General features: G+C 63.0%; 24 protein-coding genes. 17 read left to right on the plus strand and 7 right to left on the minus strand.

Translation table 11 applies throughout. The annotated features are described in order from the left end of the window. Window positions 1–181: 181 nt before the first annotated feature. The 5 genes from B9A97_RS22470 to B9A97_RS22490 form a co-directional block, all read right to left on the minus strand. On the minus strand, window positions 182–919 hold the full coding sequence (locus B9A97_RS22470) for an amino acid ABC transporter ATP-binding protein (RefSeq protein ID WP_084368067.1): 738 nt from the start codon (window positions 917–919) through the stop codon (window positions 182–184). After that, entirely contained in the window at window positions 900–1,586 is a 687-nt protein-coding gene (locus B9A97_RS22475; RefSeq protein ID WP_084368068.1) for an amino acid ABC transporter permease, read from the minus strand. Before B9A97_RS22475 ends, B9A97_RS22470 begins: the two co-directional genes overlap by 20 nt. Then, a complete protein-coding gene (locus B9A97_RS22480; RefSeq protein WP_280164095.1) occupies window positions 1,586–2,236 on the minus strand; it encodes an amino acid ABC transporter permease in 651 nt (216 codons plus the stop codon). Before B9A97_RS22480 ends, B9A97_RS22475 begins: the two co-directional genes overlap by 1 nt. 118 nt (window positions 2,237–2,354) lie before the next feature. Then, window positions 2,355–3,164 carry a transporter substrate-binding domain-containing protein gene (locus tag B9A97_RS22485; protein ID WP_084368070.1) on the minus strand — a complete coding sequence of 270 codons (810 nt, stop codon included), beginning with the start codon at window positions 3,162–3,164 and terminating at the stop codon, window positions 2,355–2,357. 167 nt (window positions 3,165–3,331) lie between these two features. Then, complete coding sequence (locus tag B9A97_RS22490) at window positions 3,332–4,096, minus strand: SDR family NAD(P)-dependent oxidoreductase (protein ID WP_084368071.1); 765 nt, start codon at window positions 4,094–4,096, stop codon at window positions 3,332–3,334. Window positions 4,097–4,260: 164 nt separating this feature from the next. Here B9A97_RS22490 and B9A97_RS22495 point away from each other — a divergent pair, with 164 nt between their 5' ends. Beyond that, window positions 4,261–5,946 carry an FAD-dependent oxidoreductase gene (locus B9A97_RS22495; protein WP_179145364.1) on the plus strand — a complete coding sequence of 562 codons (1,686 nt, stop codon included), beginning with the start codon at window positions 4,261–4,263 and terminating at the stop codon, window positions 5,944–5,946. A gap of 3 nt (window positions 5,947–5,949) precedes the next feature. Next, the gene (locus B9A97_RS22500; protein ID WP_084368073.1) at window positions 5,950–7,098 is read left to right on the plus strand and encodes an NAD(P)/FAD-dependent oxidoreductase; all 1,149 of its coding nucleotides are present in this window, start codon (window positions 5,950–5,952) and stop codon (window positions 7,096–7,098) included. 38 nt (window positions 7,099–7,136) lie between these two features. Here B9A97_RS22500 and B9A97_RS22505 read toward each other — a convergent pair whose 3' ends face one another. Together B9A97_RS22505 and B9A97_RS22510 are read right to left on the minus strand one after the other, a co-directional pair. Further along, the gene (locus B9A97_RS22505) at window positions 7,137–7,955 is read right to left on the minus strand and encodes an IclR family transcriptional regulator domain-containing protein (RefSeq protein WP_244564322.1); all 819 of its coding nucleotides are present in this window, start codon (window positions 7,953–7,955) and stop codon (window positions 7,137–7,139) included. A gap of 12 nt (window positions 7,956–7,967) precedes the next feature. Then, on the minus strand, window positions 7,968–9,422 hold the full coding sequence (locus B9A97_RS22510) for an NAD-dependent succinate-semialdehyde dehydrogenase (RefSeq protein ID WP_084368074.1): 1,455 nt from the start codon (window positions 9,420–9,422) through the stop codon (window positions 7,968–7,970). A gap of 275 nt (window positions 9,423–9,697) precedes the next feature. Between B9A97_RS22510 and B9A97_RS22515 the strand changes: the two genes are divergently transcribed. The 15 genes from B9A97_RS22515 to B9A97_RS22585 all read left to right on the plus strand — a co-directional run bounded on the left by B9A97_RS22515 (window position 9,698) and on the right by B9A97_RS22585 (window position 26,078). Beyond that, the gene (locus B9A97_RS22515; RefSeq protein ID WP_084368075.1) at window positions 9,698–11,053 is read left to right on the plus strand and encodes an ABC transporter substrate-binding protein; all 1,356 of its coding nucleotides are present in this window, start codon (window positions 9,698–9,700) and stop codon (window positions 11,051–11,053) included. Between the two features lie 74 nt (window positions 11,054–11,127). Next, window positions 11,128–12,021 carry a carbohydrate ABC transporter permease gene (locus B9A97_RS22520; RefSeq protein ID WP_084368076.1) on the plus strand — a complete coding sequence of 298 codons (894 nt, stop codon included), beginning with the start codon at window positions 11,128–11,130 and terminating at the stop codon, window positions 12,019–12,021. Beyond that, window positions 12,021–12,842, plus strand: coding sequence for a carbohydrate ABC transporter permease (locus B9A97_RS22525; protein WP_084368077.1), 822 nt, complete (start codon window positions 12,021–12,023; stop codon window positions 12,840–12,842). The genes B9A97_RS22520 and B9A97_RS22525 overlap by 1 nt, the downstream gene beginning before the upstream one ends. A gap of 15 nt (window positions 12,843–12,857) precedes the next feature. Further along, window positions 12,858–13,943 (plus strand): ABC transporter ATP-binding protein, encoded by a 1,086-nt coding sequence (locus tag B9A97_RS22530; RefSeq protein ID WP_084368078.1) that lies wholly within the window; start codon window positions 12,858–12,860, stop codon window positions 13,941–13,943. A gap of 27 nt (window positions 13,944–13,970) precedes the next feature. After that, on the plus strand, window positions 13,971–15,368 hold the full coding sequence (locus B9A97_RS22535; RefSeq protein ID WP_084368130.1) for an aminotransferase: 1,398 nt from the start codon (window positions 13,971–13,973) through the stop codon (window positions 15,366–15,368). A 15-nt stretch (window positions 15,369–15,383) separates the two neighbouring features. Then, window positions 15,384–16,289 (plus strand): dihydrodipicolinate synthase family protein, encoded by a 906-nt coding sequence (locus tag B9A97_RS22540; RefSeq protein ID WP_084368079.1) that lies wholly within the window; start codon window positions 15,384–15,386, stop codon window positions 16,287–16,289. 26 nt (window positions 16,290–16,315) lie between these two features. Continuing rightward, entirely contained in the window at window positions 16,316–17,737 is a 1,422-nt protein-coding gene (locus tag B9A97_RS22545) for a diaminopimelate decarboxylase family protein (protein WP_084368080.1), read from the plus strand. A gap of 13 nt (window positions 17,738–17,750) precedes the next feature. Continuing rightward, entirely contained in the window at window positions 17,751–18,533 is a 783-nt protein-coding gene (locus B9A97_RS22550; protein WP_084368081.1) for an SDR family oxidoreductase, read from the plus strand. Further along, window positions 18,533–19,261 carry an SDR family NAD(P)-dependent oxidoreductase gene (locus tag B9A97_RS22555; protein WP_244564323.1) on the plus strand — a complete coding sequence of 243 codons (729 nt, stop codon included), beginning with the start codon at window positions 18,533–18,535 and terminating at the stop codon, window positions 19,259–19,261. The genes B9A97_RS22550 and B9A97_RS22555 overlap by 1 nt, the downstream gene beginning before the upstream one ends. Before the next feature lie 183 nt (window positions 19,262–19,444). Further along, on the plus strand, window positions 19,445–20,488 hold the full coding sequence (locus B9A97_RS22560) for an ABC transporter substrate-binding protein (protein ID WP_084368082.1): 1,044 nt from the start codon (window positions 19,445–19,447) through the stop codon (window positions 20,486–20,488). An 8-nt stretch (window positions 20,489–20,496) separates the two neighbouring features. After that, the gene (locus B9A97_RS22565) at window positions 20,497–21,306 is read left to right on the plus strand and encodes an ABC transporter permease (RefSeq protein WP_244564324.1); all 810 of its coding nucleotides are present in this window, start codon (window positions 20,497–20,499) and stop codon (window positions 21,304–21,306) included. Then, complete coding sequence (locus B9A97_RS22570; RefSeq protein ID WP_084368083.1) at window positions 21,303–22,052, plus strand: ABC transporter ATP-binding protein; 750 nt, start codon at window positions 21,303–21,305, stop codon at window positions 22,050–22,052. The genes B9A97_RS22565 and B9A97_RS22570 overlap by 4 nt, the downstream gene beginning before the upstream one ends. Beyond that, window positions 22,049–23,269, plus strand: a complete 1,221-nt coding sequence (locus B9A97_RS22575) for an NnrS family protein (protein WP_084368084.1) — start codon at window positions 22,049–22,051, stop codon at window positions 23,267–23,269. Before B9A97_RS22570 ends, B9A97_RS22575 begins: the two co-directional genes overlap by 4 nt. Window position 23,270: 1 nt before the next feature. Next, complete coding sequence (locus tag B9A97_RS22580; protein WP_179145365.1) at window positions 23,271–24,461, plus strand: NnrS family protein; 1,191 nt, start codon at window positions 23,271–23,273, stop codon at window positions 24,459–24,461. Between the two features lie 156 nt (window positions 24,462–24,617). Continuing rightward, window positions 24,618–26,078 (plus strand): FAD/NAD(P)-binding protein, encoded by a 1,461-nt coding sequence (locus B9A97_RS22585; RefSeq protein ID WP_179145366.1) that lies wholly within the window; start codon window positions 24,618–24,620, stop codon window positions 26,076–26,078. Window positions 26,079–26,130 lie beyond the last annotated feature (52 nt).

Consider the following 26,130-nt stretch of genomic DNA (forward strand, 5'->3'; position numbering starts at 1 on the left):
AGCCGGCATCCAGCGCAATCAAGTCCTTGATTGCGATAGACTTTTTCACGGCGCAGACGCGCCGTGGCTGGATTCCGGCATTCGCCGGAATGACGGTAATTTGGAGTTGTCCGCAGAGATAACACCTTTGTCAAAAGTCTGGAGGCGCGGTCGAGCCGGCCTCCATGGTCCGTTCCCGTGGTCAGTGCCGCAGGATCTTGCTGACGAATTCCTTGGTCCGGGCTTCCTGCGGATTTTCGAAGATCTGTTCCGGCGTGCCGATCTCCACGACCTGGCCCTTGTCCATCATCACCACCTTGGAGGAGACCTTGCGCACGAAGCTCATCTCGTGGGACACGATCAGCATGGTGATGCCCTCGCCGGCAAGCTGACCGACGACATCCAGCACCTCATTGACCAGTTCCGGATCGAGCGCGGCCGTGACCTCGTCGAGCAGCAGGATTTCCGGCTTCAGCGCCAGCGCCCGGGCAATCGCGACGCGTTGCTGCTGGCCGCCGGACAGTTGGTCCGGATAGGATTTGAGCTTGGCCGAAAGGCCGACGCGGTCGAGAATGGCCTTGGCCTCGCGCTCGACATCCGCCTTGGGTCGCTTCTTGATCTCCACGGGGGCGATGGTCACGTTGCGCAGCACGTCCATGTTCTGGAACAGGTTATACTGCTGGAAGACGATCGCCATGCGATCACGGATGCCCTTGAGGCTGGCGCGCGAGCCGTAATTGACCGCCTGGCTGTCGATCGTGACCTGTCCCTGGTTCGGCTTCAGGAGGCCCATCAGCACCCGCAGGAGCGTGCTCTTGCCGGAGCCGGACGAACCGATGAGGCTGACGACCTCGCCCCGCTCCATCGACAGGTTGATGTTTTCCAGAACCTTGTACGTGCCATAGGCTGCGGAGAGGTTGCTAATTTCGAGCAGTGGCAAGACGTTTCTCCATATAGGTACCCAGCAGGCTCAGCGGATAGGACATGGCAAAATATCCCGCGAGCACCACGCCATAGACGAGGAAGGGCGAAAAGCCGCGATTCATGAGGCTTTTGCCCGTGAAGGTCAGTTCGATCACACCCATCTGCGAGGCAAGCGAAGTGTCCTTGATGAACATCACCATGAAGGCGAAGGCGGGCGGCAGGATCACCTTCCAGGATTGCGGCAGGATCACCCGGAACTGCGTGCGCCAGAAGCCGAAATTCAGCGTCTCCGCCGCCTCGATCTGCTGGCGCGGCACCGATTCCATGCCCGCGCGGATGACTTCGGACAGGAAGGCGGTGGACAGGATGCAGATGGAGATGACCGCAATCGTGAACAGCGAGATATTGCCGATCAGCATCTGGATCGCGAACATCACGATGAACAGGATCACCAGGAACGGGATGCGGCGGAAGATCTCGACATAGGCGATCAACAGCAGCCTCAATGGCAGCAAAACCTTCGAGCGGGTGGCGCGCGTGGCGGCGATCAAAAAGCCGAACACGAAGCCGGTCACGCAGCCGAGCGCGGTCAAGAGCAGCGTCGTGCCCATGGCCTTCAGGATGAAGATCATGTTGAAATAGGTGAAGAAGCGCGGAGCTTCCTCGATAATCCGGTCCAGCATCAGAAGATCCTCGCATTCACTCGGAATGCCCAGCGGCCAATCAGAGCAAGCGCCGCAGATGCAAGAATGGTGAGCCCGATATAGATCACCGCAATGATGGCGAATGTCTCGATGGACCTGAGATTGCTGGTGGAGATGTTGATCGCCCTGCCCGTCAGTTCCTCGACGCCGAAGATCGCGGCCATGGAACTGCCGAGCACCAGCCAGATGAAGAAATTGCTGAGCGGCGCATAGAGCGTCTTGGCAATATGCGGCAGGATCACATAGCGCAGCGTCTGGATGGCCGACATGCCCAGCACTTCAGCCGTTTCCAGCTCCGTCTTGCGCACCGAGAGGATGCCGCCCCGCAGGATATCCGTGAGATAAGCGCCGGTGTTGATCGTCATGCCGATGACGACGGCGGTGAAAGGATCCAGCAATATGCCGACATCCGGCAGCGCGTAGAACAGGAAGAAGATCTGCACCAGCGCCGGCGTGTTGGTGAAAAAGATCACATAGGCGCCGACGATGCCGCGCAGGAGCCGTCCGCCGCGCAGCTTGGCCAGCGCGCCGCCAAGACCGATGACCGCGCCAAGCCAGAACGAAATGAATGCCACCTGCAGCGTGACCAAGGCCCCCGACAGCAGGTATGGCAAATGCTCTAAAACCACGCTGAATTGAAACGTGTAACTCAAAAGACTTCGCCCTTCACGATACTTCGCTGCCCCTCCTCCGCGCGTGTCCAGACGACCCGGGGCTTGCGCGCCCCGAGTCGTTTTGATCAAACTATCAGAAGAATGGATTTGGCTCGACAGGCTTTAGCATCGGCGCGCCATACCACTTAACCCAGGTCTCGTTGATGTAGTTGGAGCTGTGCAGATCATAGAGCAGCGTGTTGAGGAACTGGCGCAGGCCATCATTGCCCTTGGAGACGCCAATGCTGTCGTAGTTGGTGAAGATCGTATCGTTCAGCGTCTTCCACTTCACATCGGGATAGTTCTTGGTGAAGGACATGAAGAAGTCGATGTTTTCCACCAGCGCGTCGGCGCGGCCCTGGGCGATGGCACGCACGGTGTCGGCATTGGTTTCAACCAGCAGCACCTTGGACTTCGGCAGCTTGTCCTTGAGGAAGTCGACGGACCAGTTGCCGCGCATGTTGACGATGGTCACCGCGTCGGTGTCGAGATCGGTCCACTTCTCGGCCGTCACCTTGTCAGTGGTCAGCACAGCCATGGATTCGGTGTGCAACGGCACCGTGAAATCGATCAGCTTGGCGCGCTCGGTGCTGCGCGTCAGGGCGCCGAGCGAAATATCGATCTGGTCGGCAACGAGGAAGGGCACGCGCTGGGCCGTCTCGGTCGGCACGAACTCGACGGTGACACCGAGCGCCTCGGCAATCTTCTTGCCGACATCGATGTCGAAGCCTTCGAGTTCGTTGGTCGAGCCATAGGAGCTCATCGGCGGAAAGTTCGGATTGACGCCGACCTTGATCGTTCCGGACTGGATGATCTGATCAAGCGACCGGGCCTCAGCCGGTGCGACGGCCAGCACGGCACCCATCACTGCGACGGATGCGAACGACAACAACTTACCAATCATGGCATGACCTCCTGTTCCCGGGATCGCCGGTTATAATTGTTCCGATTTGTTATGGTCTGGAGCACGTCCGGCTCCTTAATGGCAAGACTAAGCTTGCAATTACGCGCGCTCGCGTCAACAGAAAAATGTACGTAATGCGAACTTTTGTCCGCATTTTTCATCGGCGGTTACGCCAGCCCCGCATCGACCCGCAAAAGCTGGCCGGTAATGCCGCTGGCGGCATCGCTGGCGAGAAACGCCACGGTCTTCGCCACCTCGTCCGCCGTTGCCAGGCGACCGAGCGCCGTCTGGCTTTCCAGCACGCTCATCGCTTCGGTTTCGGAGGGGCCAGCCTTCGCGCGTTCCCTGATCCGCCCGAGCAGCGCATCGGTTGCGATCGGTCCCGGCGCGACCCCGTTGACGCGCACCTTTTTTGCCCCGAGATCAAGCGCCGCCGCGCGCAGAATTCCGAGAACCGCATGCTTGCTGGCGGTGTAGATCAACTGCCTGGGATGGGCGACGGCGGAATTGATGGAGCCCATGACCACCACGCTGCCGCGGGTTTTTGCCAATTCCTCGGTCGTATGCTTGATGGTCGCCAGAACACCGCGGGCATTGATCGCCATGACCCGATCCCACTCGGCAAGATCGATCTCGGCCGTCGCCGACCAGGGCGGCACGACGCCCGCATTGGCGACGACCACATCGAGCCGGCCCAACCGCGAAACGACGGCATCGACAGCCGCGCGGATGGAGCTTTCGTCGGTGACGTCGAGCTCCAGAAACATGTGGCTCGATGCCGCAGTTCCGTCGTCTGCAGGGCGCAAATCTCCAAGGACGACCGTGGCACCTTGGGTCGCAAAGACCTCAGCAATCGCTGCACCAAGGCCACGGGTGCCTCCCGTAACAAGGACGACCTTGCCTTCAAGACGATCGATAACGCTTTGCGACATTGGAGTTTCTCCTCATCCATAGGGGGCTTGCGAACGGAATTGCCCCATGCAAATATGTACATAAGTTCGCAGAGAGAACACAACATGCCAAGTAGCAGATTTGCTGGTCCATGCCGGACGAGCCTGAAAAAGTCACGCCTGCCTGTCCATCGGAGCAGGCCGCTATGACACCGAGCAACACGGACATCATTACCTTCGACGGCAAGGAAATCGAGGCCCGCCATGGCGAAAGCCTGGCCGCCTGCCTGACCGCCGCTGGCATCCGCAGCTTCCGCACCACGGCCTGCGGCGCAGAGCGCGGCATGTTCTGCGGCATGGGCGTTTGCCAGGATTGCCTGGTGGAGGTTGACGGCAAGCCGAACCAGCGCGCCTGCATGACCAAGGTGACCGGGCCGCTGACCGTGCGGTCGGAAGCCCATGCCAGACCCTTGCCCGCCAACCCGACCTATCGCCCGCCCGCGACGGTGGAGAGCCTGAAGCTCGAAACGCCGGAACTGCTGATCATCGGCGCCGGCCCGGGCGGCATATCAGCCGCGATCGCCGCGCGCCGCGCCGGCGTTCAGGTCGTCGTGCTGGACGAGCGCTCGCAGCCCGGCGGACAATATTTCAAGCAACCGGATCTGGCCGGCGGGGATATCGCGCCACCGGATGCGCAGCATCGCGAGGGCGCGGCCCTCATCCGCGAAGCCCGGGCGCTTGGCGTTGTCATCCGCAACAACGTCACCGTATGGGGCGCGTTTGCGCCGCTGGAATTTGCCACCAGCAGCCCCGAAGGTCCGGTTCGCTACAAACCAAAGGCGGCGATCATCGCTACCGGCGCCTATGAGCGAGGCTGGCCCGTTCCGGGCTGGACCTTGCCGGGCGTCATGACCACGGGCGCGGCCCAGACGCTCTGGCGCACGGCCCGGCGCACGCCCGGAAAACGCGTGCTGATCGCGGGCAATGGGCCGCTCAACCTTCAACTGGCAGCCGAACTGATCGAAGCGGGATCGGATGTGGTCGCCGTGGTGGAGGCGGCGCGCAAGCCGGGGCCGGCGGATCTTTCCACCGTCGCCACCATGCTTCTCTCCTCTCCGGACCTGATCCGCAACGGCATGACCTATCACCTCAAGCGCCGGCGGGCCGGGACCGACATGATCCATGGCGAGGTGGTGCGCCGTATCGACCGCGCGGGCGACGGCTTGCGCGTGACCGTTGGAGCCGCAGACGGCAAGGGACAGCAGAGGGTGTTCGAGGTGGACGCGCTCTGCCTCGGCTATGGTTTCGAGCCGGCCAACGAACTGCTGCGGGCCCTGGGCTGCCAGCACGATTTCGATCCCGCCCGACGGCAACTGGTGACGCGCCGCGACGAAACCGGCCGGACCAGCGTCGCGGGCCTTTACGCGCTTGGAGACTGTACCGGGCTCGGCGGCGCCAGGGCGGCGCTGTCGGAAGGAACGCTGGTTGGCGGCCAGGCGGCGCGCAGTCTCGGCAAGTCGGTGGATGCCATCGATATCACGCGCGCCTCGGCCAGCCTGGCGCGCCACCGGCGCTTCCAGTCCGCGCTTTGGAAGCTCTATGCCTTCGCCGGCTATGACGCATCGCTTGCCGATCGCGACACGCTGATCTGCCGGTGTGAGGAGGTCAGTTTCGGCCAGATCGAAGATGCCATGGCAGAAGACCTCAGGATGATCGGCGCCGTGAAACGGCAGACCCGTGTGGGCATGGGACGTTGCCAGGGACGCTACTGCGCACCGGTCCTCGACACCTTGATGGGCGCGCGCCTGGGCTACCAGCGCGACGAGTTTTCCGGCTTTGCCCCTCGCGTTCCGGTCCGTCCGGTTCGCATCGAAGATCTGGCGGGGCTTTAAGCCATGGCCGGCAAGATTGCGAAAGCGGATGTCACCATCGTCGGCGGCGGCATTGTCGGCCTGTGCCTGGCTGGTTTCCTGGCCGAGGAAGGCCGTGATGTCGTGCTGGTCGACAACGGGCAGATTGGCGGGTCCAATGCCAATGCCGGAAGCCTGCATGTGCAGATGCAGAGCCGTTTCATGCGGCTCTATCCGGAAAACGTGCCCGGCATGGAGCGTCAGCTCCACCTTTATCCCAAGGCGGTCCGGTTCTGGCAGGAATTCGAACGCAAGCTGGGGGCTGATTTCGAGCTGAAGAAGAAAGGCGGCCTGATGGTCGCCGAAAATGCCGATCAGCTGGATTTCCTGCGGCGCAAGGCCGAGCGCGAGCGGCAACTGGGCCTTGAAGTCGAGATCCTGGAAGAGCCCGAATTGCGCCGGCTGGCGCCCTATCTGGGGCCTGCGGCCTTCGGTGCCGAACTCTGCCTGGATGAAGGCAAGCTCAACCCGCTGCGCTGCAATGCCGCCATCCGCAAATGGATCCTTGGCTTGGGCGTGCGCATCATCGACGGCGAGAACGTCGAGGATGCGAGCCGCGACCAGCAGCGTTTCGTTGTCGCGACCGACAAGGGCAGCCGGATCGAGAGCGGCGCCCTCGTGCTGGCGGCGGCCGTCGGCACCCAAAAGATTGCCCAGCGCTTCGGGGTAAATGTCCCCACCCGCGCCGAGCCCCTGCATATGAACATCACCGAGCCGACGACGCCGATGATCGAGCATCTGGTGCAGCATGCAGACCGGATGATCACGCTCAAGCAATTCTCCACCGGCCAGATCGTCATCGGCGGTGGCTGGCCGGCCGATCTTGCCGGCGACCGGGAGCATCCGACCGTCCGGCTGGACAGCATGATCGCCAATGCCACGCTCGCCTGCCATATCGCGCCGGTGATTGGCCCGCTCAGGATCATCAGGACCTGGGCCGGCATCAACACATCGGTTGACGGCAAGGGGGTGCTCGGCCCGATCCCGTCAGTGCCGGGCCTGTTCTTCGCCGTGCCGGGCGATGCGGGCTATACGCTGGGGCCGCTTTCGGCCCGAATGGTGGCGGACATGGTGGTGGATCGCAATCCGGGTGAGGACATGGAGGATTACCGGCCGGAGCGTTTTGCGGCCTGAAGGCGGCGGCCCGATCATCGGCCGCCGTCTCGGAATCCTCAGAACTGCAGGGCCTGGGTGATGTTGCGGGCCGCTTCAAGCGTCAACGCCAGCACGCGCGTGCGCATGTCGTCGGGCGTGATGCGATTGGACGGACAGCAGACATTCAGGGCGGCGACGATCTGGCCGTTGCCGTCCTTCACCGGGACGGAGAGCGAGCGCAGGCCGATCTCCAGTTCCTGATCAACGATCGACCAGCCCTGGATACGCACCTCTTCCAGGACGCTGCGCAATTGCACCTTGGAGGTGATCGTATTGGCCGTGAAGCGCGTCAGCGTCATGGCATCGAGATAGCGATGCAGGTCCGGCTCGCTGAGTGACGCAAGCAGGACCCGACCGGTGGAAACGCAATGAGCAGGCACCTTGCTACCGATGGAAATCCCGACATTGACGCGCCGGTTCGAGGTGGCGCGCGCAACATAGATGACGGAATCCCCATCCAGCACCGCAGCAAAACAGCTTTCGTTCAACTGCTCGGAGAGGTCGTTCAGCACCGGCTGCATCACGTCCCAAAGATCCATCGAAGACAGCGCCGAAAAGCCGAGCTCCAGGATCTTAGGCCGCAGGCTGAAATGCTTGCCCGAGACCTCGACATAGCCCTCATGGGCGAGCGTCAGCAGAAACCGGCGAACGGTGGCCCGCGTCATCCCGGTTTCGCTGGCGATCTCGCTCAGCGTCATCTTCGGCGAATGCCGCGTGAAGACCTTGATCACCTCAAGGCCGCGCGCAAGCGCATTCACATAATCCCGGTCGGCCGGACCGAATCCGCCGGCCGGCTCTCCGGCCGTCTCGTCTTCCAGGAGCAGGTCAATTGGCACCGTGTCCACCCCTCACCCCATGTCGCCGATGCAGAGATATTTCAGCTCCAGGAACTCGTCGATGCTGTGATGGGAGCCCTCGCGGCCGATGCCGGACTGCTTGATGCCGCCGAACGGTGCGCCCTCGAACGAGGTGATGCCTGTGTTGATGCCCATCTGCCCCACTTCCAGCGCCTCGGCCACGCGCCAGGCCCGGGCCAGATCGCGGGTGAAGAAATAGGCCGACAGGCCGAATTCGGTGTCATTGGCCATGGCGATCGCCTCCTTCTCATCGCGGAAGCGGATGATCGGCGCGACCGGGCCGAAGGTTTCCTCATGGGCAATCTTCATAGACTGGTTGGCATCGGCAATCACGGTTGGCTCGTAGAAGGTTCCGCCCAGCGCATGGCGCTTGCCGCCTGTCACGATCCGGGCACCCTTGGAAAGCGCGTCCTGCACGTGATCCTCGACCTTGCGAACAGCCGCCTCGTCGATCAGCGGGCCCTGGACCACGCCCTCTTCGACACCATTGCCCACCTTCTGCGCGGCAACCACCTCGGCAAAGCGCGCAACAAAGGCATCGTAGATGCCATCCTGCACATAGATGCGGTTGGCGCAGACGCAGGTCTGGCCCATGTTGCGAAACTTGGATGCGATCGCGCCCTGCACGGCCGTCTCAAGCGTGGCGTCATCGAACACGATCAAGGGTGCATTGCCCCCCAGCTCCAGCGCCACCTTCTTGATGGTTTTGGCGGCCTTGGCCATCAATTCGCGACCGACCTCGGTGGAGCCGGTGAAGGTGATCTTGCGAACCAGGGGATTGGTGACCAGCTCATCGCCGACGACGCCGGCGCTGCCGGTGACGACGTTGAACACACCCTTCGGCACGCCGGCGCGATCGGCCAGTTCGGCCAGCGCCAGTGCGGAAAACGGCGTGGCACTCGCCGGCTTCAGCACCATGGTGCAACCGGCGGCGATCGCAGGTCCGGCCTTGCGCGGGGTCATCGCCATGGGGAAATTCCAGGGCGTGATGGCGGAGCAGACACCGATCGGCTGGCGCAGCACCAGCATGCGCTTGTCGCGGCTTGGCGCGGGAATGGTCTCGCCGGAAACCCGCTTGGCATCCTCGGCAAACCACTCGAAGAAGGCAGCCCCGTAGAGGATCTCGCCGCGCGCCTCGGCCAGCGGCTTGCCCTGCTCGGCCGTCAGCAGCCGCGCGAGGTCGTCGACATTCTCGACGATCAGTTCGAACCACTTGCGCATGATGGCCGATCGCTCCCGCGCCGGCCGCGCCGACCAGTCGGGAAATGCCGCATGGGCCGCCTCGATGGCAGCCCGCGTCTCGGCAACCGTTGCCTTGGGTACCCGGCCGATCACCTCCAGGGTGGCGGGATTGGTGACTTCGATGGCCTCGGCACCTGCGGGATGCCAGCTCCCGTTCACGTAGCAGGCTTCTCTCAGGAGGCGGGGGTCGCTGACAATGTGCATGGGGTTTCCTCAGTCATGGCTTTTACGGGAGGGATACATGATCCGCGGAAACTTGTCACCATAATCGAACAAATGTGCGCATAAAAATCTGATCCGGATTTTTAGCTGCAGCGCACCATCGGAAATTATCGATTTCATATCAGATATTTGCCGGAATTCATCCCGTCGCCTCGCCAAACCCGCTTGTCACATTCGCAATTTCCTGCTCATATTTTCGAACAGTTGTACGCATTGCGAATACTTTGGATGGCCGAAAAGGCAGGGGAGCGATTGAAATGTCCAAATTTGCATCCGACACATTCAACATGAGCCAGATGGCGGTGACGCGCCGCCGTGTGCTGCAAGGTGCGGCCGGGGCCGCCTTTGTGGCGGCTGTGCCGGGCCTCGCCCGCGCACAGGGTAGCGAGGTGACACTGCGCTGGTGGTCGCCACAGGCCTCTCCGGCCCAGCTCGCCATGTACAAGGCCCAGATTGCCGCCTTCGAAGCGGCCAATCCCGGCGTCAAGGTGCTGTTCGAGCCGACATCCGACGAGGGCTATCCGGCACAGTTCGCCGCCGCCTTTGCCGCCAAGCAGGTGCCGAACATCGTCACCCACCTTCCGTCCTTCGCGGCGCAGAACTACTACAGCCAGGGCCTCGTCGAGCCCATGGACGACGTGATCAAGGCGATCGGCGAACAGAACTATTTCCCCGGCGCCAATGACGTGTTCAAGACCGCCGACGGTCACTATTGCGGCACGCCGATCGGCAACACCGCTGCCGACATGATGTGGCTGCGCAAGGACCTGATGGAAAAGGCCGGCATTGCCGCAGCGCCCAAGACCTGGGACGAGCTGCGCGCCGCGGCCCAGAAGATGCAGGGCGGCGGCATCTATGGCGCACCGCTGCCATATGGCCTGAACTCCATGACCTCGTTGATCTTTATCGGCTTCATCCACCGCGCCGGCGGCCAGATCCTCTCCAAGGATCTTGAAGTGGCCCTTGACACGGACGCCACCTACAACGCGCTGGAATTCTACAAGTCGATGCGCGAATTCTGCCCACCGGGCGCCACCAACTACAGCTGGGGTGAAAGCCTGACCGCCTTCGTATCGGGCGCCACGGCAACCGGCATCTATGCCGGCCGAGTATTGGCAAACGTCAATGCGCAGAACCCGACGATCGCCGATCATGTCACCTGCGCGGTCTATCCGACGATCTCTGCCGATGTCGCGCCCTGGACCTTCAACGACTTCCCGTCGGTGTTCATCCCCAAGGATGCCGCCAACATGGATGTCACCAAGAAGTTCGCGGCCTATCTGTTCGATCCGGCAGGCTATATCCCGCAGCTGCATGCCGCGCCCGGCCACGTCCTGCCGGTCTTGAAGACCATCGCGGAAAGCTCTGCCTATCTCGACAACCCGATCATCAAGAAATACCCCGCAGAGGTATCGCTGATGGCATCGGCTGCCGCGGCCGGCAAGAATCTCGGCTTCGAAAACGATGGCTGGAAGGCAAACGTCAAGGCCAACCAGATCATCGCCTCCAACGCGATCGCCGAACTGGTGCAGCGCGTCGTTCTGAACGGCGAAGACGCCAAGACGACGGTTGGCGCGATCTCGACCAAGATCGCCGACATCATGAAGGGCTGAGCGACAGCCGGATCCTTTTGGGGACGGGGATTGCACAATCCCCGTCCATCCTGCTCTCACGCACAGAACTGGCCATGTACAACAGAAGAGAAATGACGCTCGAGCGGCGCTATGGGCTGCTCGGCATGTTGCTGATTGCGCCGACGGTGCTGATCCTGTCCGCCGTCATCGTCTATCCGCTACTTTCGGCAATCTATCTGTCGCTGTTTTCCATCTACACCCCGACGCTGAGCGGCCATTGGGTGGGGCTGGACAATTATGCGGCAATCCTCGGCTCGAAATACTTCTGGTTTTCGCTCTGGACCACCGTCATCTGGACTGTGGGAACGCTGACCCTGCAGATCTTCTTCGGCGTCGGAATGGCGCTGCTTTTAAACCAGAACCTGGTGTTCCGCTCGCTGGCCCGCAGTTTGGTTCTCTTCCCCTATTTCATCTCGACCGTGGTGGCGGTGCTCGTCTGGCGCTGGCTGTTCAACGACCTCTACGGCATCCTGAACCACCTGCTGATGCGCATCGGCTTCATCGACATGCCGGTCGACTGGCTGGGGCAGATGCCCAACACCATGCTCAGCGTCATCGTCGTCGGCGCCTGGAAGTTCTTTCCTTTCGTCGTCATCGCCGTGCTCGCCCGGCTGCAGACCATTCCCGAACATCTCTACGAAGCCGCCCGGATCGATGGCGCAGGCAGCATTGCCCGGTTCTTCGATGTCACGCTGCCGCAGCTGCGCGAGGTGCTGTCCATCGTCATCCTGCTCAGGATCATCTGGGATTTCAAGGAATTCGACCTGATCTACCTGCTGACGGGTGGCGGCCCAGTCGATAGCACCCGCACGCTGCCGCTGATCGTCTACCAGCAGGCCTTCGGGCTCAACCAGATGGGCATGGCCGCGACCTATGCGGTGGCGATGATGCTGGTGATGCTCGCATTCATGCTTGTCTATCTCTACCAGAACAGGAGGAACGCGTGATGGTTCGCCGTATCCTCGTCAATCTCTTCACCTGGACACTGGTTGCGATCATCGCCTTCCCGCTGATCTGGATGGTGCTGACCTCGCTGAAGCCGCAGAGCGAACTGTTCCGCATTCCGCCCAGCATCCTGCCGACCGAAATCACCTTCGAGCATTATCGCATCCTGCTGCAGGATACCCCGTTCCTGCGCTATTTCGCCAATTCGATGCTGCTCGCGACGATGACCACGATCCTTGTCGTCGTAGTCGGTGCTCTCGGCGCCTATAGCCTCGTGCGGTTTCGCTATCGCGGCCGGGAGACGCTGGCAGGCCTGGTGCTGTTCACCTATCTGCTGCCATCGGTCGTTCTCATCATTCCGCTCTACCTGATGATGGTGAAGATCGGCCTCTCCAACACCCTGGCGAGCCTGGTCATTGCCTACACGACCTTTTCGCTGCCCTATGCCTTGTGGCTGCTGCGCTCCTTCATGGCCGGCATTCCCGAGGATCTGGAATCGGCGGCGCTGGTCGATGGCGCATCGCGCATCGGCGCCTTCATCGATGTCATCCTGCCCCAGGCGTTGCCCGGCATCATCTCGACGGCGCTGTTCACCTTCATCCTGGCCTGGAACGAATATCTCTATGCCCTGGTGCTGGTGAATTCCGACCAGTCGAGGCCGCTGACCACGGGCGTGATGAACATGCTGATCACGGCCTTCAACATCGACTGGTCGCTGCTGATGGCCGCCTCCGTCATGATGAGCGTCCCGCTCATCATCATCTTCGCATTCCTGCAGAGCTACCTCACCCGCGGCTTCGGCGCCGGCGGCGTGAAGGGCTGACGAGGAGAATACCGCTTGGTTACCGTTATCTTCGACAAGGTCGAAAAATCCTTTGGTCACGTCAAGGCCATTCCCGAACTGGATCTCCGGATCGAATCCGGCGAGTTCGTCTCGCTGCTCGGCCCATCCGGCTGCGGCAAGACCACCACGCTGCGCATGCTGGCCGGTCTTGAACAGCCCACCGGCGGCCGCATCCTGATCGGCGACCGGCCGGTCAACAATGTGGCACCGGGTGAACGCGACATCGCCATGGTGTTCCAGTCCTACGCGCTCTACCCCCATATGAGCGTCGCGGAAAACATCGGCTATCCGCTGAAGAAGCGCGGCGTGCCGAAATCAGAGCATCCCGCGCGGATCAAGGCCGTGGCGGACCTGCTGCACTTGGGCCCGCTTTTGGACCGGAAGCCGAAACAGCTCTCCGGCGGCCAGCAGCAGCGCGTTGCGCTGGGCCGGGCGCTGGTGCGCGAACCGAAGGTGTTCCTGCTGGACGAGCCCTTGTCCAACCTGGACGCCAAGCTGCGCGCCCATATGCGTTCGGAGCTGATCGAGCTGCATCGCCGGCTGGGCAAGACCATGGTCTATGTCACGCACGACCAGCTCGAAGCCATGACCATGTCCACCCGCATCGCCGTGATGCAGGGCGGCGTGTTGCAGCAATTCGGCACCCCGGCCGAAATCTATGGCCGCCCCGCCAATACCTTCGTTGCCTCCTTCATCGGCACGCCCGCCATGTCCCTGGTCGAGGCCGTCCTGGAGGCGGGCGAAGCCGAGCACAGGCTGCGGATCGCCTCGCAGGTCTTCGCCTTGCCGGCCCACCTGCTGGCCGCACCGCCGAAGACACCCTCCGCGGCGCTGACGCTCGGCATCCGGCCGGAACATGTCACGCTCGGCAGCGGTCATGGCTCCGCCGTGGTCAGGCTCGTCGAGCCGACGGGCCACGAGGCGATCGTCACCCTCGACCTCGGCGGTCCCCTCGTGACGGCCCGCGCGCCGGGCGATTGCGCGTTGCGGGCCGGCGAAACCGTGCCTTTCGATCTCAAGATCGACCGGCTGCATCTGTTCGACCGCGCCAGTGGCCGGCGTCTCAATTCCGATCTCTGATCTCATCCCAGGACTGTTGCCATGACCATGTTGCGAAACACGCCCAATCTCGAGGAACTGGACAGGAAATACCTGTTTCATCCGTTTACCGCGCTTGCCGATCATGCCGTCAACGGCCCGACCGTGATCGTTCGGGGCGAAGGCGTTCACCTCGAGGACAATCACGGCCGCCGCTATATCGACGGCATGGCCGGCCTCTGGTGCGTCAATGTCGGCTATGGCCGGCAGGAAATTGCCGATGTCCTGCGCCAGCAGGCGATGACGCTGCCCTATTTCCATTCCTTCTCCTCCTGGGGCACCGATACGCCGGTTCTTCTGGCGGAGCGCGTCATCAACCTGGCGCCGGAAGGCATGTCCAAGGTGTTCTTCGGCCAGTCGGGCTCGGATGCCAATGATACCCAGGTCAAGCTGGTCTGGTATTACTGGAATGTGCGCGGCAAGCCGCAGAAGAAGAAGATCATCGCGCGCAATCGTGGCTATCACGGCGTGACGATCGTTTCGGGCAGCCTGACCGGCATGCCCTCGCTGCATTCCGGCTTCGATCTGCCGCTGCCCTTCGTGCGCCACACCACCGCCCCCTATCGCCTGTGGGAAGCTGCCGAGGGCATGAGCGATGCGGACTTCGTCGCAAAGCTCGCCGATGACCTGGAACAGCTGATCCTCGCGGAAGGTGCGGATACGATCGGCGCCATGATCATGGAGCCTGTGATGGGCGCCGGCGGCGTGATCGTTCCGCCAGCCGGATATTACGACGCGATCCAGGCGGTTCTGACCAAGCACGACATCCTGCTGATCGCCGACGAGGTGATCTCGGGCTTCGGTCGCCTCGGTGAGTGGTTCGGTTCGACTGTCATGGGCATGAAGCCGGACCTGATCACCGTCGCCAAGGGCATCACGTCAGCCTATGTGCCGCTGTCCGGCTGCATCGTCTCGGAAAAAGTGTGGCAAACGGTTCTGGAAGGCCAGTCGAAGTTCGGCGCCTTCGGCCATGGCTATACCTATACCGCTCATCCGTTGTCGGCGGCGGCGGCACTCGCCAATCTCGACATCATCGAAAACGACGGCCTGGTGGACCGGGCAGCGGTGATGGGTGCGCATCTGCATGCCCGTCTGCGGGCAGCCTTCGGAGATCACCCGCTGGTCGGCGACATCCGCGGCCAGAGCCTGGTCGGCGCGGTGGAATTCGTCGCTGCGAAGCAGCCGGCGACCAAGTTCGATCCGTCGCTGAAGATCGCCGCTCGCGTCGTCAAGCATGCCCGCGACCGTGGCGTGATCACCCGCGCCCTGCCGCATGCCGACACCATTTCGTTCTCGCCGCCCTTCGTGATCAGCGAGGCCGAGATCGACGAAATGATCGGCAAAACCCGTGAAGCCGTCGACGCGACCATGGACGAGCTCGTCCGCGAAAAAATCTGGTCGAACTGAACAAGGAGCTCAAAGATGGACAGAAACAGCGTCGACTGGGCAGGCCCGATGCCTGCGGTGACTACGCCCTTCAAGGCGGATGGCACGATTGACGAAAAGGCCTTCGGCGACAATGTCGACCGGCTGATCAAGGATGGCGCGACCGGCATCGTCGCCGGCGGCTGCACCGGAGAATTCTGGGCGCTGTCGAATGCCGAGCGCAAGCGTCTCTACACGATTGCCGCCGAAGCCATGAAAGGCAAAGGCACGCTGATCGTCGGGACTGGGGCGGTGACGGTTGATGAAACCGTCGACTTGACCAACGCCGCCGAACAGGCCGGCGCCGATGGCGTTCTCATCCTGCCGCCCTATTTCGTCAAGCTGTCGGACGACGAGATCTTCGCCCATTTCCGCGATGTCGATGCCCGGATCGGACTGCCGGTCTCGGTCTACAATATCCCCGGCAATGCGGTGAACGCGCTGGTTCCGAGCCTTGTCGCGCGGCTCGCCACCCTCGACAAGGTGGTGGCGGTCAAGGAAAGCTCCGGCGACTGGAACAACTACTACGCCACCTATCTCGCCGTTCACGACAAGCTCCGGGTGTTCTGCGGCCCCTCCTCGGTCTTCGGGGTTCCCGCGGTCGATCTCGGCGCTGACGGCACCGTCGACTGCTTTCCGAACATGTGGCCGGGCGGTGGCATCGATCTCTATTTCGCGCCGAAGCGCGGCGACCGCGCCAAGGCAGCAGAGTTGCAGGCGCTTGGCCGCAAGCTCACCGATCTCTGCACCACGGGCGGCCGAACGCTTTATCCGGCGACGAAGGCGGCCATGGACATGATGGGCCTTGCCGGCGGCGGCACGCCGCGCCGTCCGCTTCGCGCGCTGGAAGGCGGACCGCTCAAGGGCCTGGAAAAGGGCCTCCGCGACCTCGGACTACTTTGAAACCAATCACAAAAAGGGAGCCAGACATGTCTCATGCGAAGATCCGCGCCCCGGAACTGAAGCCGGTGGACTACAGCACCAAATTCGGCGAATTCATCGGCATCGGGCCGAACGGCAATCTGTTCGTCGATGGCTGCGACGTGCAGGACCTGGCCGAACGCTTCGGCACGCCGCTCTACATCATCTCGGAAAACCAGCTGCGCCAGAACTACCGCGCCTTCCGCGATGCCTTCCAGAAATACCATCCGGATACCGAGATCCTGTTTGCCAACAAGTCGAACAACGGCCTGGCGATCCGCCATATCATGAACCAGGAAGGCGCCGGCGGCGATTGCTTCGGCGCCCAGGAAATGTACATGGCGCTGCTGGCCGGCACCAATCCGAAATCGCTGGTGCTGAACGGCTCCAACAAGCAGGATGAAGAGCTGGAAATGGCAATCGCCAACGGACTCTGCATCAATATCGACGCCATGGACGAGCTCGACCGCATCGCGGCCATTGCCGAGCGGCTGAATTGCGACGTCGATATTGGCATCCGCCTCAAGCTCGACCTGGAGCCGCTGCGCAACCGCATGGGCGTTTCCATGCATGGTCCGGGCACGCTGAAGCAGCAGAGCGACTCGACCAAGTGGGGCATGACCCGCGAGCAGACGGTGGAAATCGTCAAGCGCGCGCAGGCCATGGGTCGCATCAACCTCAAGGAAACCCATTTCCACCTGAGCCGCATGTCCAACGATCCGGCCGACTTCGCGGTCATGGCACGGGAAATGATCACCTGGTCGGGCTATATTCGCGACAATACCGGCTGGACCCCGCCTTGCATCGATATCGGTGGCGGCTGGACTTTCGGCAAATGGTATGGCACCGGCCCCAACAGCCAGCTCGATGACGACAAGGCACCCACCCCTGACGACTATGCCCGCCTTTGCGTCGGTGCAATCAAGGAAGAGGCGGAGCGTCTGGGCCTGCCCCTGCCCAAGCTCAGGCTGGAGCCGGGCCGCGCCCTGTCCGGTCCCGCCGGTGTCGCCGTCGGTCGTGTTGGTGCCATCAAGACCGGCTCGACCAAGAAATGGGTCAACCTCGATCTGTCGACCAACCACCTCTCCTGGGCGTCGATCCTGGACTGGTATTATCACGCCGTGCCGGTGAAGAATGCAGGCGCCGCACCGACGGAGACGGTCGACCTGGTCGGTCCGCTCTGCAATTCCGATGAAATCGGTCCGCATCGCAAGCTGCCTGAACTCAGCCGCGGCGATTACGTCGCCTTCCTCGATGCCGGCGGCTACACGGAGTCGTCAGCCGCCCGCTACAATGCGCAGTTGCTTCCGGCAACCGTGCTGGTCTCCGGCTCGACTGCCGAGATCATCACGGAACGCGAGCAATTGAAGGACGTTGCCGGACGCTTCCGCGTGCCGCCGCGCCTTCTCGCCGCATCTTTCGCCCCTTGAACCGGAGACAGACATGGATCTTGGAATAAGAGGGCGCCACGCGCTCGTCTGCGGCGGCAGCAAGGGCCTCGGTCATGCAGCGGCCGAAGCGCTGGCACTGGAAGGCGTCTCGGTGACCCTGATCGCGCGCAGCGCTGACGCACTGGAAGCCGCGGCCCGGGATCTGTCCGAACGCCATGGCGTTGCGGTCGATTTCGTGGCGGCTGACATCACGACACCGGAAGGGCGGCAGGCGGTTCTGGCCGCCTGCCCCAATCCTGATATTCTCGTCACCAATCCAGGCATGCGGCAGACACCGGCGGATTTCCGCACGCTGACGCGCGAGGACTGGAACCTGTGGTTCGAGGCGCATTGCTTCTCCTCGCTGGAACTGATCCAGAAGGTCGTGCCGGGCATGTGCGAGCGGAAATTTGGCCGGATCGTCAATATTTCCGTCAGCAATATCAAATTTCCGCAGGTGAACTTTGCCCATAGCCATGGCGCGCGGCTGGCTCTCTCAGGCGCCATCGCCTCAATGGTGCGTGAACTGGTGCCGCATAACGTGGTCATCAATTCGGTCCTGCCCGGTTTCTTCGATACCGACGCGCTGCAGACCAACCTGCATGGCCATGCCGCACGCGGCAACACGACCTATGAGGCGATCGTCGCAGACCGGCTGAAGATGACGCCGGCCGGCCGGTTCGCCAATCCGCGGGAATGCGGCGACCTGATCGCCTTCCTGTGCGGCGCCAATGCCGGCTACATCACCGGGCAGAACATCGTCAATGACGGTGGCGTCTACCAGGGGATCTTCTGATGAGCGAGGTTTCCCCCCGATCCATCGCGCCTGACGGTCGTGTGATCATGATATCGGGAGCATCGCGGGGCATAGGCCTCGCGATCGCCCGGCGCCTGGCGGAAGACGGATATTGCGTCTCTCTCGGCGTTCGCCGACCCTCGGACGTCAAGGGCTTCGATCCCGCAACCACGCTGGTGCATGCCTTCGACGCCAGCAAGCCCGGAGATACCGAACCCTGGCTTGCGGCGACACTGGCACGCTTCGGACGGCTGGATGGTCTCATCAACAATGCCGGCATCCTCCGGGCGCTCGACTTGCGCTCCGGTGACGAATCCGTGCTGGACGAGATGTGGGCGGTCAATGTCAAGGGGCCGTACCGGCTGATCCGGCTCGCCCTTCCGCATCTGGAAAAGTCAGGCCATGGCCGCATCATCAACGTCGCCTCGACCGACGGCAAGCGCTACCGCGACGGCGTATCCATCGCCTATGCCATGACCAAGCATGCGGTCATTGCGCTATCCCATGCCGCCAAATTCGCCGGCTGGGAGCACGGCGTGCGCGTCACCGCGCTTTGCCCCGGCGCCGTGAATACGCAACTGGTTGCCTCGGTTCCGGGCGTCACCCCCTCCGCCAACCGCATCCAGCCGGAGACGATCGGCGATACCGTGAGCTTCCTGCTCAGCCTCCCCAACACCGCTTCGGTCGCCGAACTGGTGATGAACACCCGGCTCGAAAGCTGGATCTGAGGCTTTCAAGAACCTCGACGACCATGTTGGCCCCGTGCCGGCAGGGGGCGATCGACAGGTTTGCCGATCGCCGCGCATCCCGATGCCTCTGCCGCAAATCGCCGCCTTCCTTGCTCCCCGTCAAACAGCCCGCGCGCGACCCAGTATAACATGAGCATCTAGTTCATCTTAAAGGAGAACGTGATGCCAAATGCCAAGGCTGATCTCGGCGAAAAGAACAAGACGCGTGTGATCGACGAGGCCAGCCGTTATGCGCCGAGCCGCCGCGCCGTATGTGCAGGCATGGCAGCCGCACTTGCCTTGCCCTTCCTCGCCCGCAAGGCCAAGGCGGCAGTGCTGGACAGCCTCGTTCTCTACGGCCCTCCCGCCGGGCCATCGATCACGCTGGCCTATGCTGTTGGCAAGGGCCTGCTGCGCGATGTGGCCGACAGGGTGGAGTTCAAGATATGGCGCACGCCCGATGAAATGCGGGCCGGCCTTGCATCCGGTTCGATGCAGGCGGTGGTCATGCCGACGGTGGCGGCGGCGAACCTGCACACCCGCGGGCTTGGCCTGAAGCTCGCCAATGTCATGACCAATGGCCTTCTTTATGTCGTGTCGCGCAACGAAAAGATCGCGGCCTTCAGCGATCTCGAAGGCCGCAGCGTCACCGTGCCATTTCCCAATGACACGCCCGAACTGATCTTCGATGCAGCACTTGCGCATCATGGCATGACCGGCAAGGTCACGGTGGAGCGGGCGGGCACCCCGATAGAGGCGGTGCAAATGCTGCTGGCGGGTCGGATCGAGACGGCGCTCCTGCCCGAGCCGGCGGTCTCTGCCGGCCTTTTCAAGGCCAGGACCAGCGGTCAGGCCCTTTACCGGGTCATCGACATGCAGAAGGAGTGGGGCGCGGTGACCGGGACCACGCCCATCATGCCCCAGGCCGGCTTGGCGCTGGCGCAGAGCTTCCTGGACGATCATCCCGATCAGACAAAAGCCCTTCTGAACGGACTTGCGAAGGCTGCCGTCGAGGTGAATGCAAATCCGGCAGCAGCCGCAAACCAGGCCGCATCGGCCCTGGAACTGCCCTGGCCGGTGCTGGAGGCGTCTATTCCCTATTCGAACCTCGTCGCCATTGCTGCGCGGGACGCCCGCGGATCGATAGAGACCTTGCTCGGCGCCGTGGCACGGAGCCATCCCGAAATGGTGGGCGGTCGCATGCCGGACGCCTCCCTCTATCTCTGAGGCCGATCATGATGGCGCTGACTGATCGTGCGCGAAGGGTCCTGCGCTTCCTCTGGTCCGGCTGGGCGGGTCTCGCCGGCCTGGCGGTGTTTGCCGCCGTCTGGCAGCTCGGCGCCGAGGCCTATGGCAGCTTCGTTCTGCCCATGCCCGCCGCAACGCTGAACACCCTGTTCCGACTGGTCGGCGATCCCGAAAACCGGCTGCTGGTGCTCTCGACAGGCATGCGGGCACTCGGCGGATTTGCATTGGCGGCAGCACTTGGGACGATCGCCGGCGTCATCGCGGGATACAACCCGGCGGTCATGCGGCTTGCGCGCCCGCAGGTGACCGTGCTGATCGGCGTGCCACCCATCGCCTGGATCGTCCTGCTGATGATCTGGTTCGGCATGGGCGCCGGCACTGTCATTGCGACCGCAGCCATCGCCGCCCTGCCGCTTGTTTTCGTCGGTGCAGCCGAGGGCATCCAGACCCGTGACCGGGCGCTGGAAGACATGGCTCGCATGGCGGGCCTGTCGCCGCTTGCCCGCCTGTTCAAGATCTCGCTGCGGCAAATGCTGCATGTCTTGTTTCCGTCTCTGGTCATGGCGCTCGGCACGGCCTTCAAGGCGGCCGTCATGGCCGAGCTTCTGGCCAATGCCGGCGGCATCGGCGGCGCGCTTGCCAATGCCCGCTCCGCGCTTGATGTCGAAGCCGCCCTTGCCTGGATCCTCCTGTCGGTCATCGCGCTGATCGGCGTGGAATACGGACTCGTTCAGCCCCTGCGCGCCGAAGCCGAGGCATGGCGGCAAGCCGCCCAACCCTGGGGCGTGCGCCGATGACGCTTCTCAGGCTCAATGCAGTCGGCCACGTCTTTCTGGGCCGCGCCGTGCTCGAAAACGTTAGTCTGCATGTCGATGCGGGAGAAATGGTCGCGCTGGTCGGACCCTCCGGTTGCGGCAAGAGCACGCTTGCCCAGATCGCCGCCGGGCTGATTGCCCCCCGCCATGGTCAGGTCACCAGAGGCTATGGCCGCAGCGCATTCGTCTTTCAGGAGCCGCGCCTCCTCCCCTGGGCGACGGTTGAGGCCAATGTGGCGCTCGGCCTGTCGGCTCATGCCCTTGCGCGCAGCGAGCGGAACACCAGGATTGCGGCGGCCTGCCATCAGGTCTCGCTGGAGGAAGGCGATTGGCACAAGTTCCCATCGCAGCTATCCGGCGGCATGCGCCAGCGCACCGCACTCGCCCGCGCATTGGTCGGCGATCCCGATTTTCTCTATTTCGACGAGCCCTTCACCGCACTCGATGCCGCCTTGCGACGGCGAATGCAGGACCTGGTCGTCTCGACGGTCTCAAACAGCGGCAAGGGCGGGCTGTTCATCACCCACGACATCCATGAAGCGCTCAGGATCTGCCATCGGATCGCGGTGCTTGATCGGTCCGGACATGGCATACTCGACTGCGTGGCAGTTGCAGGCATGCCCGGCAGCCGCAGCGACGAGATGATCTTCGAGACTGCCCGGCGACTCGTGTCCGATCACCCGCTGTTTGCCGTTGTCGACGAACATGACGAGCGGAGGCTGGCATGAGCGCACTCCCGGCCATGCGGCTCATCGCTTCCACCGATCTTGTGAGGGCCATGTCGTCAGAAGGTCTCAGGCTGATGTTTCCGCTTGCCGCCCTGCACGCGGCGCTCTGGCCGTTTCTCTGGGTGGCAATCTGGTCCTTGGATCTGCCCTTGGCCGTCTCGTCTCTTCCCGGCCACTGGCATGCCCAGGAAATGCTGGTCGGCTCCTTCGGCGGCGCGCTGTTGGGGTTCCTGACCTCCGCCTTGCCAGAATGGACGGATACGCGGCGCATCAGCGGACGCCCCCTTTTCCTGGCTGCGGGGATGTGGGCGCTTGCCCGTATCATCGGCCTCGTCGGCTTGGAACGGGCATGGATGGCAGGCCTTTTGCTTGACCAGGCCTGGATGTTGTTCCTGCTGGCCTATGGACTGCGTCTCGCCTGGATCAAGAAGAGCAGTGATCTCCTCGGCTTCGTTGCCTTCGTCACCACCTTTGCGCTCTCAGCAGCAGCGCTGCGTGTCGCCATGGGCCTGGAGCTCCATGAACTGGCCGACCGCGCCATCCGGATCCTCGGGTTCTCGCTGCTCGGCCTTCTCGGTCTGGCGCTGGCGCGTATCACCGTGCCGGTAACCAATCTGATCCTGGACCCCACGGAAAAGACCTCTCCCTATCGGCCACATCCCGGCCGCATCCATCTCTCGGCGGGTGTGATGATGTTGGTGATCCTGGCTGAGGGGGCGGGCCTGTCCGAGGCCGTGCGCGGCTATCTGATGGTTGCCGCGGGTGCCGCGTTTCTGGATCGTGTCGCCGAGGGCTTCGTCGGTCGCGAAGGCCTCTCCTTCGAGCTTGGCGGTCTCTGGCTGTCGAGTGCACTCGCCGGTACCGGTCTTCTCGTCTGCGGCCTCTCCCTCATCGGCCTGCCGCTGCCCTGGCTGGGTGGCCTGCACCTCGCCTTCATGGGAGGACTTGGCCTCGGCGTGCTGCAGGTTCTGTCGATCTCGGGCCTGCTGCATACGGGGCAGCCGCTGGGCTTTTCCAGAACCACCCGGCTGTCGCTCGTTCTGCTCGTCCTGTCGGTCCTTCTGCGCGTCGCGCCAGAATTCGCAGCGTTCCTTGCCCTGCCTTTTGGCCCCTATGGTCTCGCCTCGACGCTGTTTTCGCTTTCCTTCCTCCTCTGGGCCGCGGCCTATATTCCTCTGCTCTGGTCGCCGGAAACGGTGGACCAGGAAAGGTGCTGACATGAACACAAACCACGGCCCCTCCATCCCCAGGCGTCTATTGTCCGGAGGCTTTCGCCTGTTTTTTCCGGGTAGCGCCCTCCTCGCCGCCCTCTCCATCGCGCTCTGGGTTCCGTGGTTCCTCGGCTTCCTGCACGTGCCGACCCTGTTGCCACCGGTCGCCTGGCACCAGCACGAGCTTCTCTTCGGCTTCGTGCCGGCCGTGATAGCAGGCTTTCTTCTGACCGCCGTGCCGAACTGGACCGGCAGGCCGGGCCTGAAGGGCATGCCCCTTCTGCTGCTGTTTCTTCTCTGGCTTGCCGGACGGCTCGCTATCAGTGTCTCGCAATGGACGGGCCAGCTTCCGGCAACGCTTGTCGCGCTCGCCTTCCTGCCGGTGCTTGCCCTTGTCGTCTTGAAGGAACTCGTCGCCGCCTCGAACCGGCGAAACTACAAGATCGTGGCGGTGCTCGCCGTCCTGAGTGCGGCCCAGGTGCTGTTCCATCTCGAGATCGCCCGTTACGGCCGGATCGAGATGGCAGACCGTCTGGCGCTGTCCGCCATCCTGATCCTGATCACCCTTGTCGCCGGGCGCATCATCCCGGCCTTTACCGGCAACTGGCTGAAAGCCAACAATCCGGGGCGCCTGCCCCGCAACTTCGGCGGTTTCGATCTGGCCGTTATGATCCTTGCCGGCATGGCGCTTGCGCTGTGGATTGCCGTTGCCGCCGGACTGGAGGCAATTCGCCTTCCCGCAGGCCTGCTCATGATCGTCAGCGGCATCGCCCATCTCCTGAGGCAGGCCCGATGGTGCCCCGAACGCACGCTGCGCGAACCGCTCGTCACCATCCTGCACATCGGCTATCTGTTCATCCCCTTGGGTTTTGTGCTGACAGGCCTGTCCCTGCTGCTTGACGATTCCGGCTATGCCACGGCCGGCATCCATGCCTGGACCGCAGGCGGGATCGGTGTGGTGACGCTGGCGGTGATGACACGCGCCACCAGGGGGCATACCGGCCAGGCGCTGACCTCTCCCCCCTCAACGACCTGGCTTATCTATGCGCCGATCATGCTTTCAGCGGTGCTGAGGATCCTCGTCGCGCTATGGCCCGAGCATACCATGCTGCTGCTGCCGATTGCCGCTCTCGCCTGGATCATCGCCTTCCTCGGCTACCTGGCCTTCTACATGCCGCTGACTGCGCGGAGGGGATAGGGAGCGAGCACAAAACCTGCATCACAATCTTCGTGTTGGCGCAAAGGGCACCATGTTTCGCCGTGGAACCTGGGCAGTGGACAAGCGTTTTCGTTTTACATATATTTAGTGGAAAATATGCCCAGCTCATTCCCGCCAACAGGAAGGAAGACTGCCATGTTGAAGATCAGGATGTCCTCTCCAAGACTGCAGCCGCAGTCCGATCGCCCGGCCTCGCGCGTGGCGATCATCGGCGGCGGATATACCGGCGCCATCCTTGCCAAGCTCCTGGTCGAGCGCGGATTGAGGGATCTCGAAGAGGTTACCGTCTTCGAGCCTCGGGAGCAGCTGGGATGCGGCCTCGCCTATGATCCCCACAATATCGATGTCCGCCTCAATGTCGCGGCCCACAGGATGCGCGCGATCCCCGGCGCGCCCAGCGCCTTCCTGGACTGGCTGCAGACGAGCGGAACGCTGACCGTCGATCCACAGGCGGTGACGCCGGACGGCATCTTTGCCCGCCGCCGAGATTTTGGCCGGTTCATGCAGGCACAACTGGCCCCCCATCTGGAAAGCGGAGCGATCCGCCATCTACAGCAGACCGTTCGGGCCGTCGACCGCGTGAACGAGCAGTGGCGGATCACCTGTTCCAACGGTGACGTGACGCTGGCCGACATCCTGATCCTTGCCACCGGGCATCCGCCCGCATCCAGGCCGGCCGCATTCGGCAGGCTCAATCCCCAGACGGCCGCTCGGGTGGCCGATGTTCTTCATCCCACGGCTTTCGACCGCCTTGGCAAATCCGATCCCGTGCTGATCGTGGGTTCGGGCCTGACTGCGCTCGACGCGCTGACCCGCCTCAATGCCCTTGGCCATGATAGCCCGGTGACGCTACTGTCGCGCACCGGCCTGATGCCGAGACCCCATGCCAGCGGAAGCTTCACGCCGTTTGGCGATTTTCGCGGCGCCGGCATCAGTTCCGCCCGGGCACTTGTGGCCTTGGTGCGGGCGGCGATCAGGGATGCGGACGATCAGGGCATTCCCTGGCAATCCGTTTTCGATGGGCTGCGGCAGCATGCGCAGGAGATCTGGAAAGGCCTGCCGCTGAACGAACGGCAGAAATTGGTGCGACGCCTTCGACGCTTTTACGACGTGCACCGCTACCGAATGCCGCCACAGGCCGCCGGGATCTTGGAGCAAGGCCTTGCCACGGGTCGAATGACCACGGAACGAGGCGATCTCGCATCCGTCAGCCGCGACGGTGACGACCTGCTGGTGACAATTCGGACCCGTCGCGGCGACGCGGTGCTTCGCTGTCGCCGCATCCTGTTGGCCACGGGACCGGAATTCCGGGATTATGCGGGACACCAGAGGTTTCTGCTCGGCATGCAACGCGATGGCTTCATCCAGTCCGACCTGCTCGGTCTGGGGCTGGACTGCGACACGGCAGGCCGCGCGCTGACCGTCGCCGGAACCCCGAACGCCACCCTCTTCGTCGCCGGCCCTCCCGCCCGTCCGGCCTTTGGCGAACTCACCGGCGTGCCGGAAATCGCGACCCAGGCCGGCAACCTGGTGACCAGGATCATCCGCTGCTGCGCCAGGGACATCAGGACAATCCTCATCAGCGCGTCAGGCTGAACCAGAAGCGTGCAATGGAGAGCGGGCGGTCTGCTGTGACCCCTACGGGCGA

It is taken from the genome of Rhizobium sp. RU36D (assembly GCF_900176345.1).
Lineage (GTDB): Bacteria > Pseudomonadota > Alphaproteobacteria > Rhizobiales > Rhizobiaceae > Allorhizobium.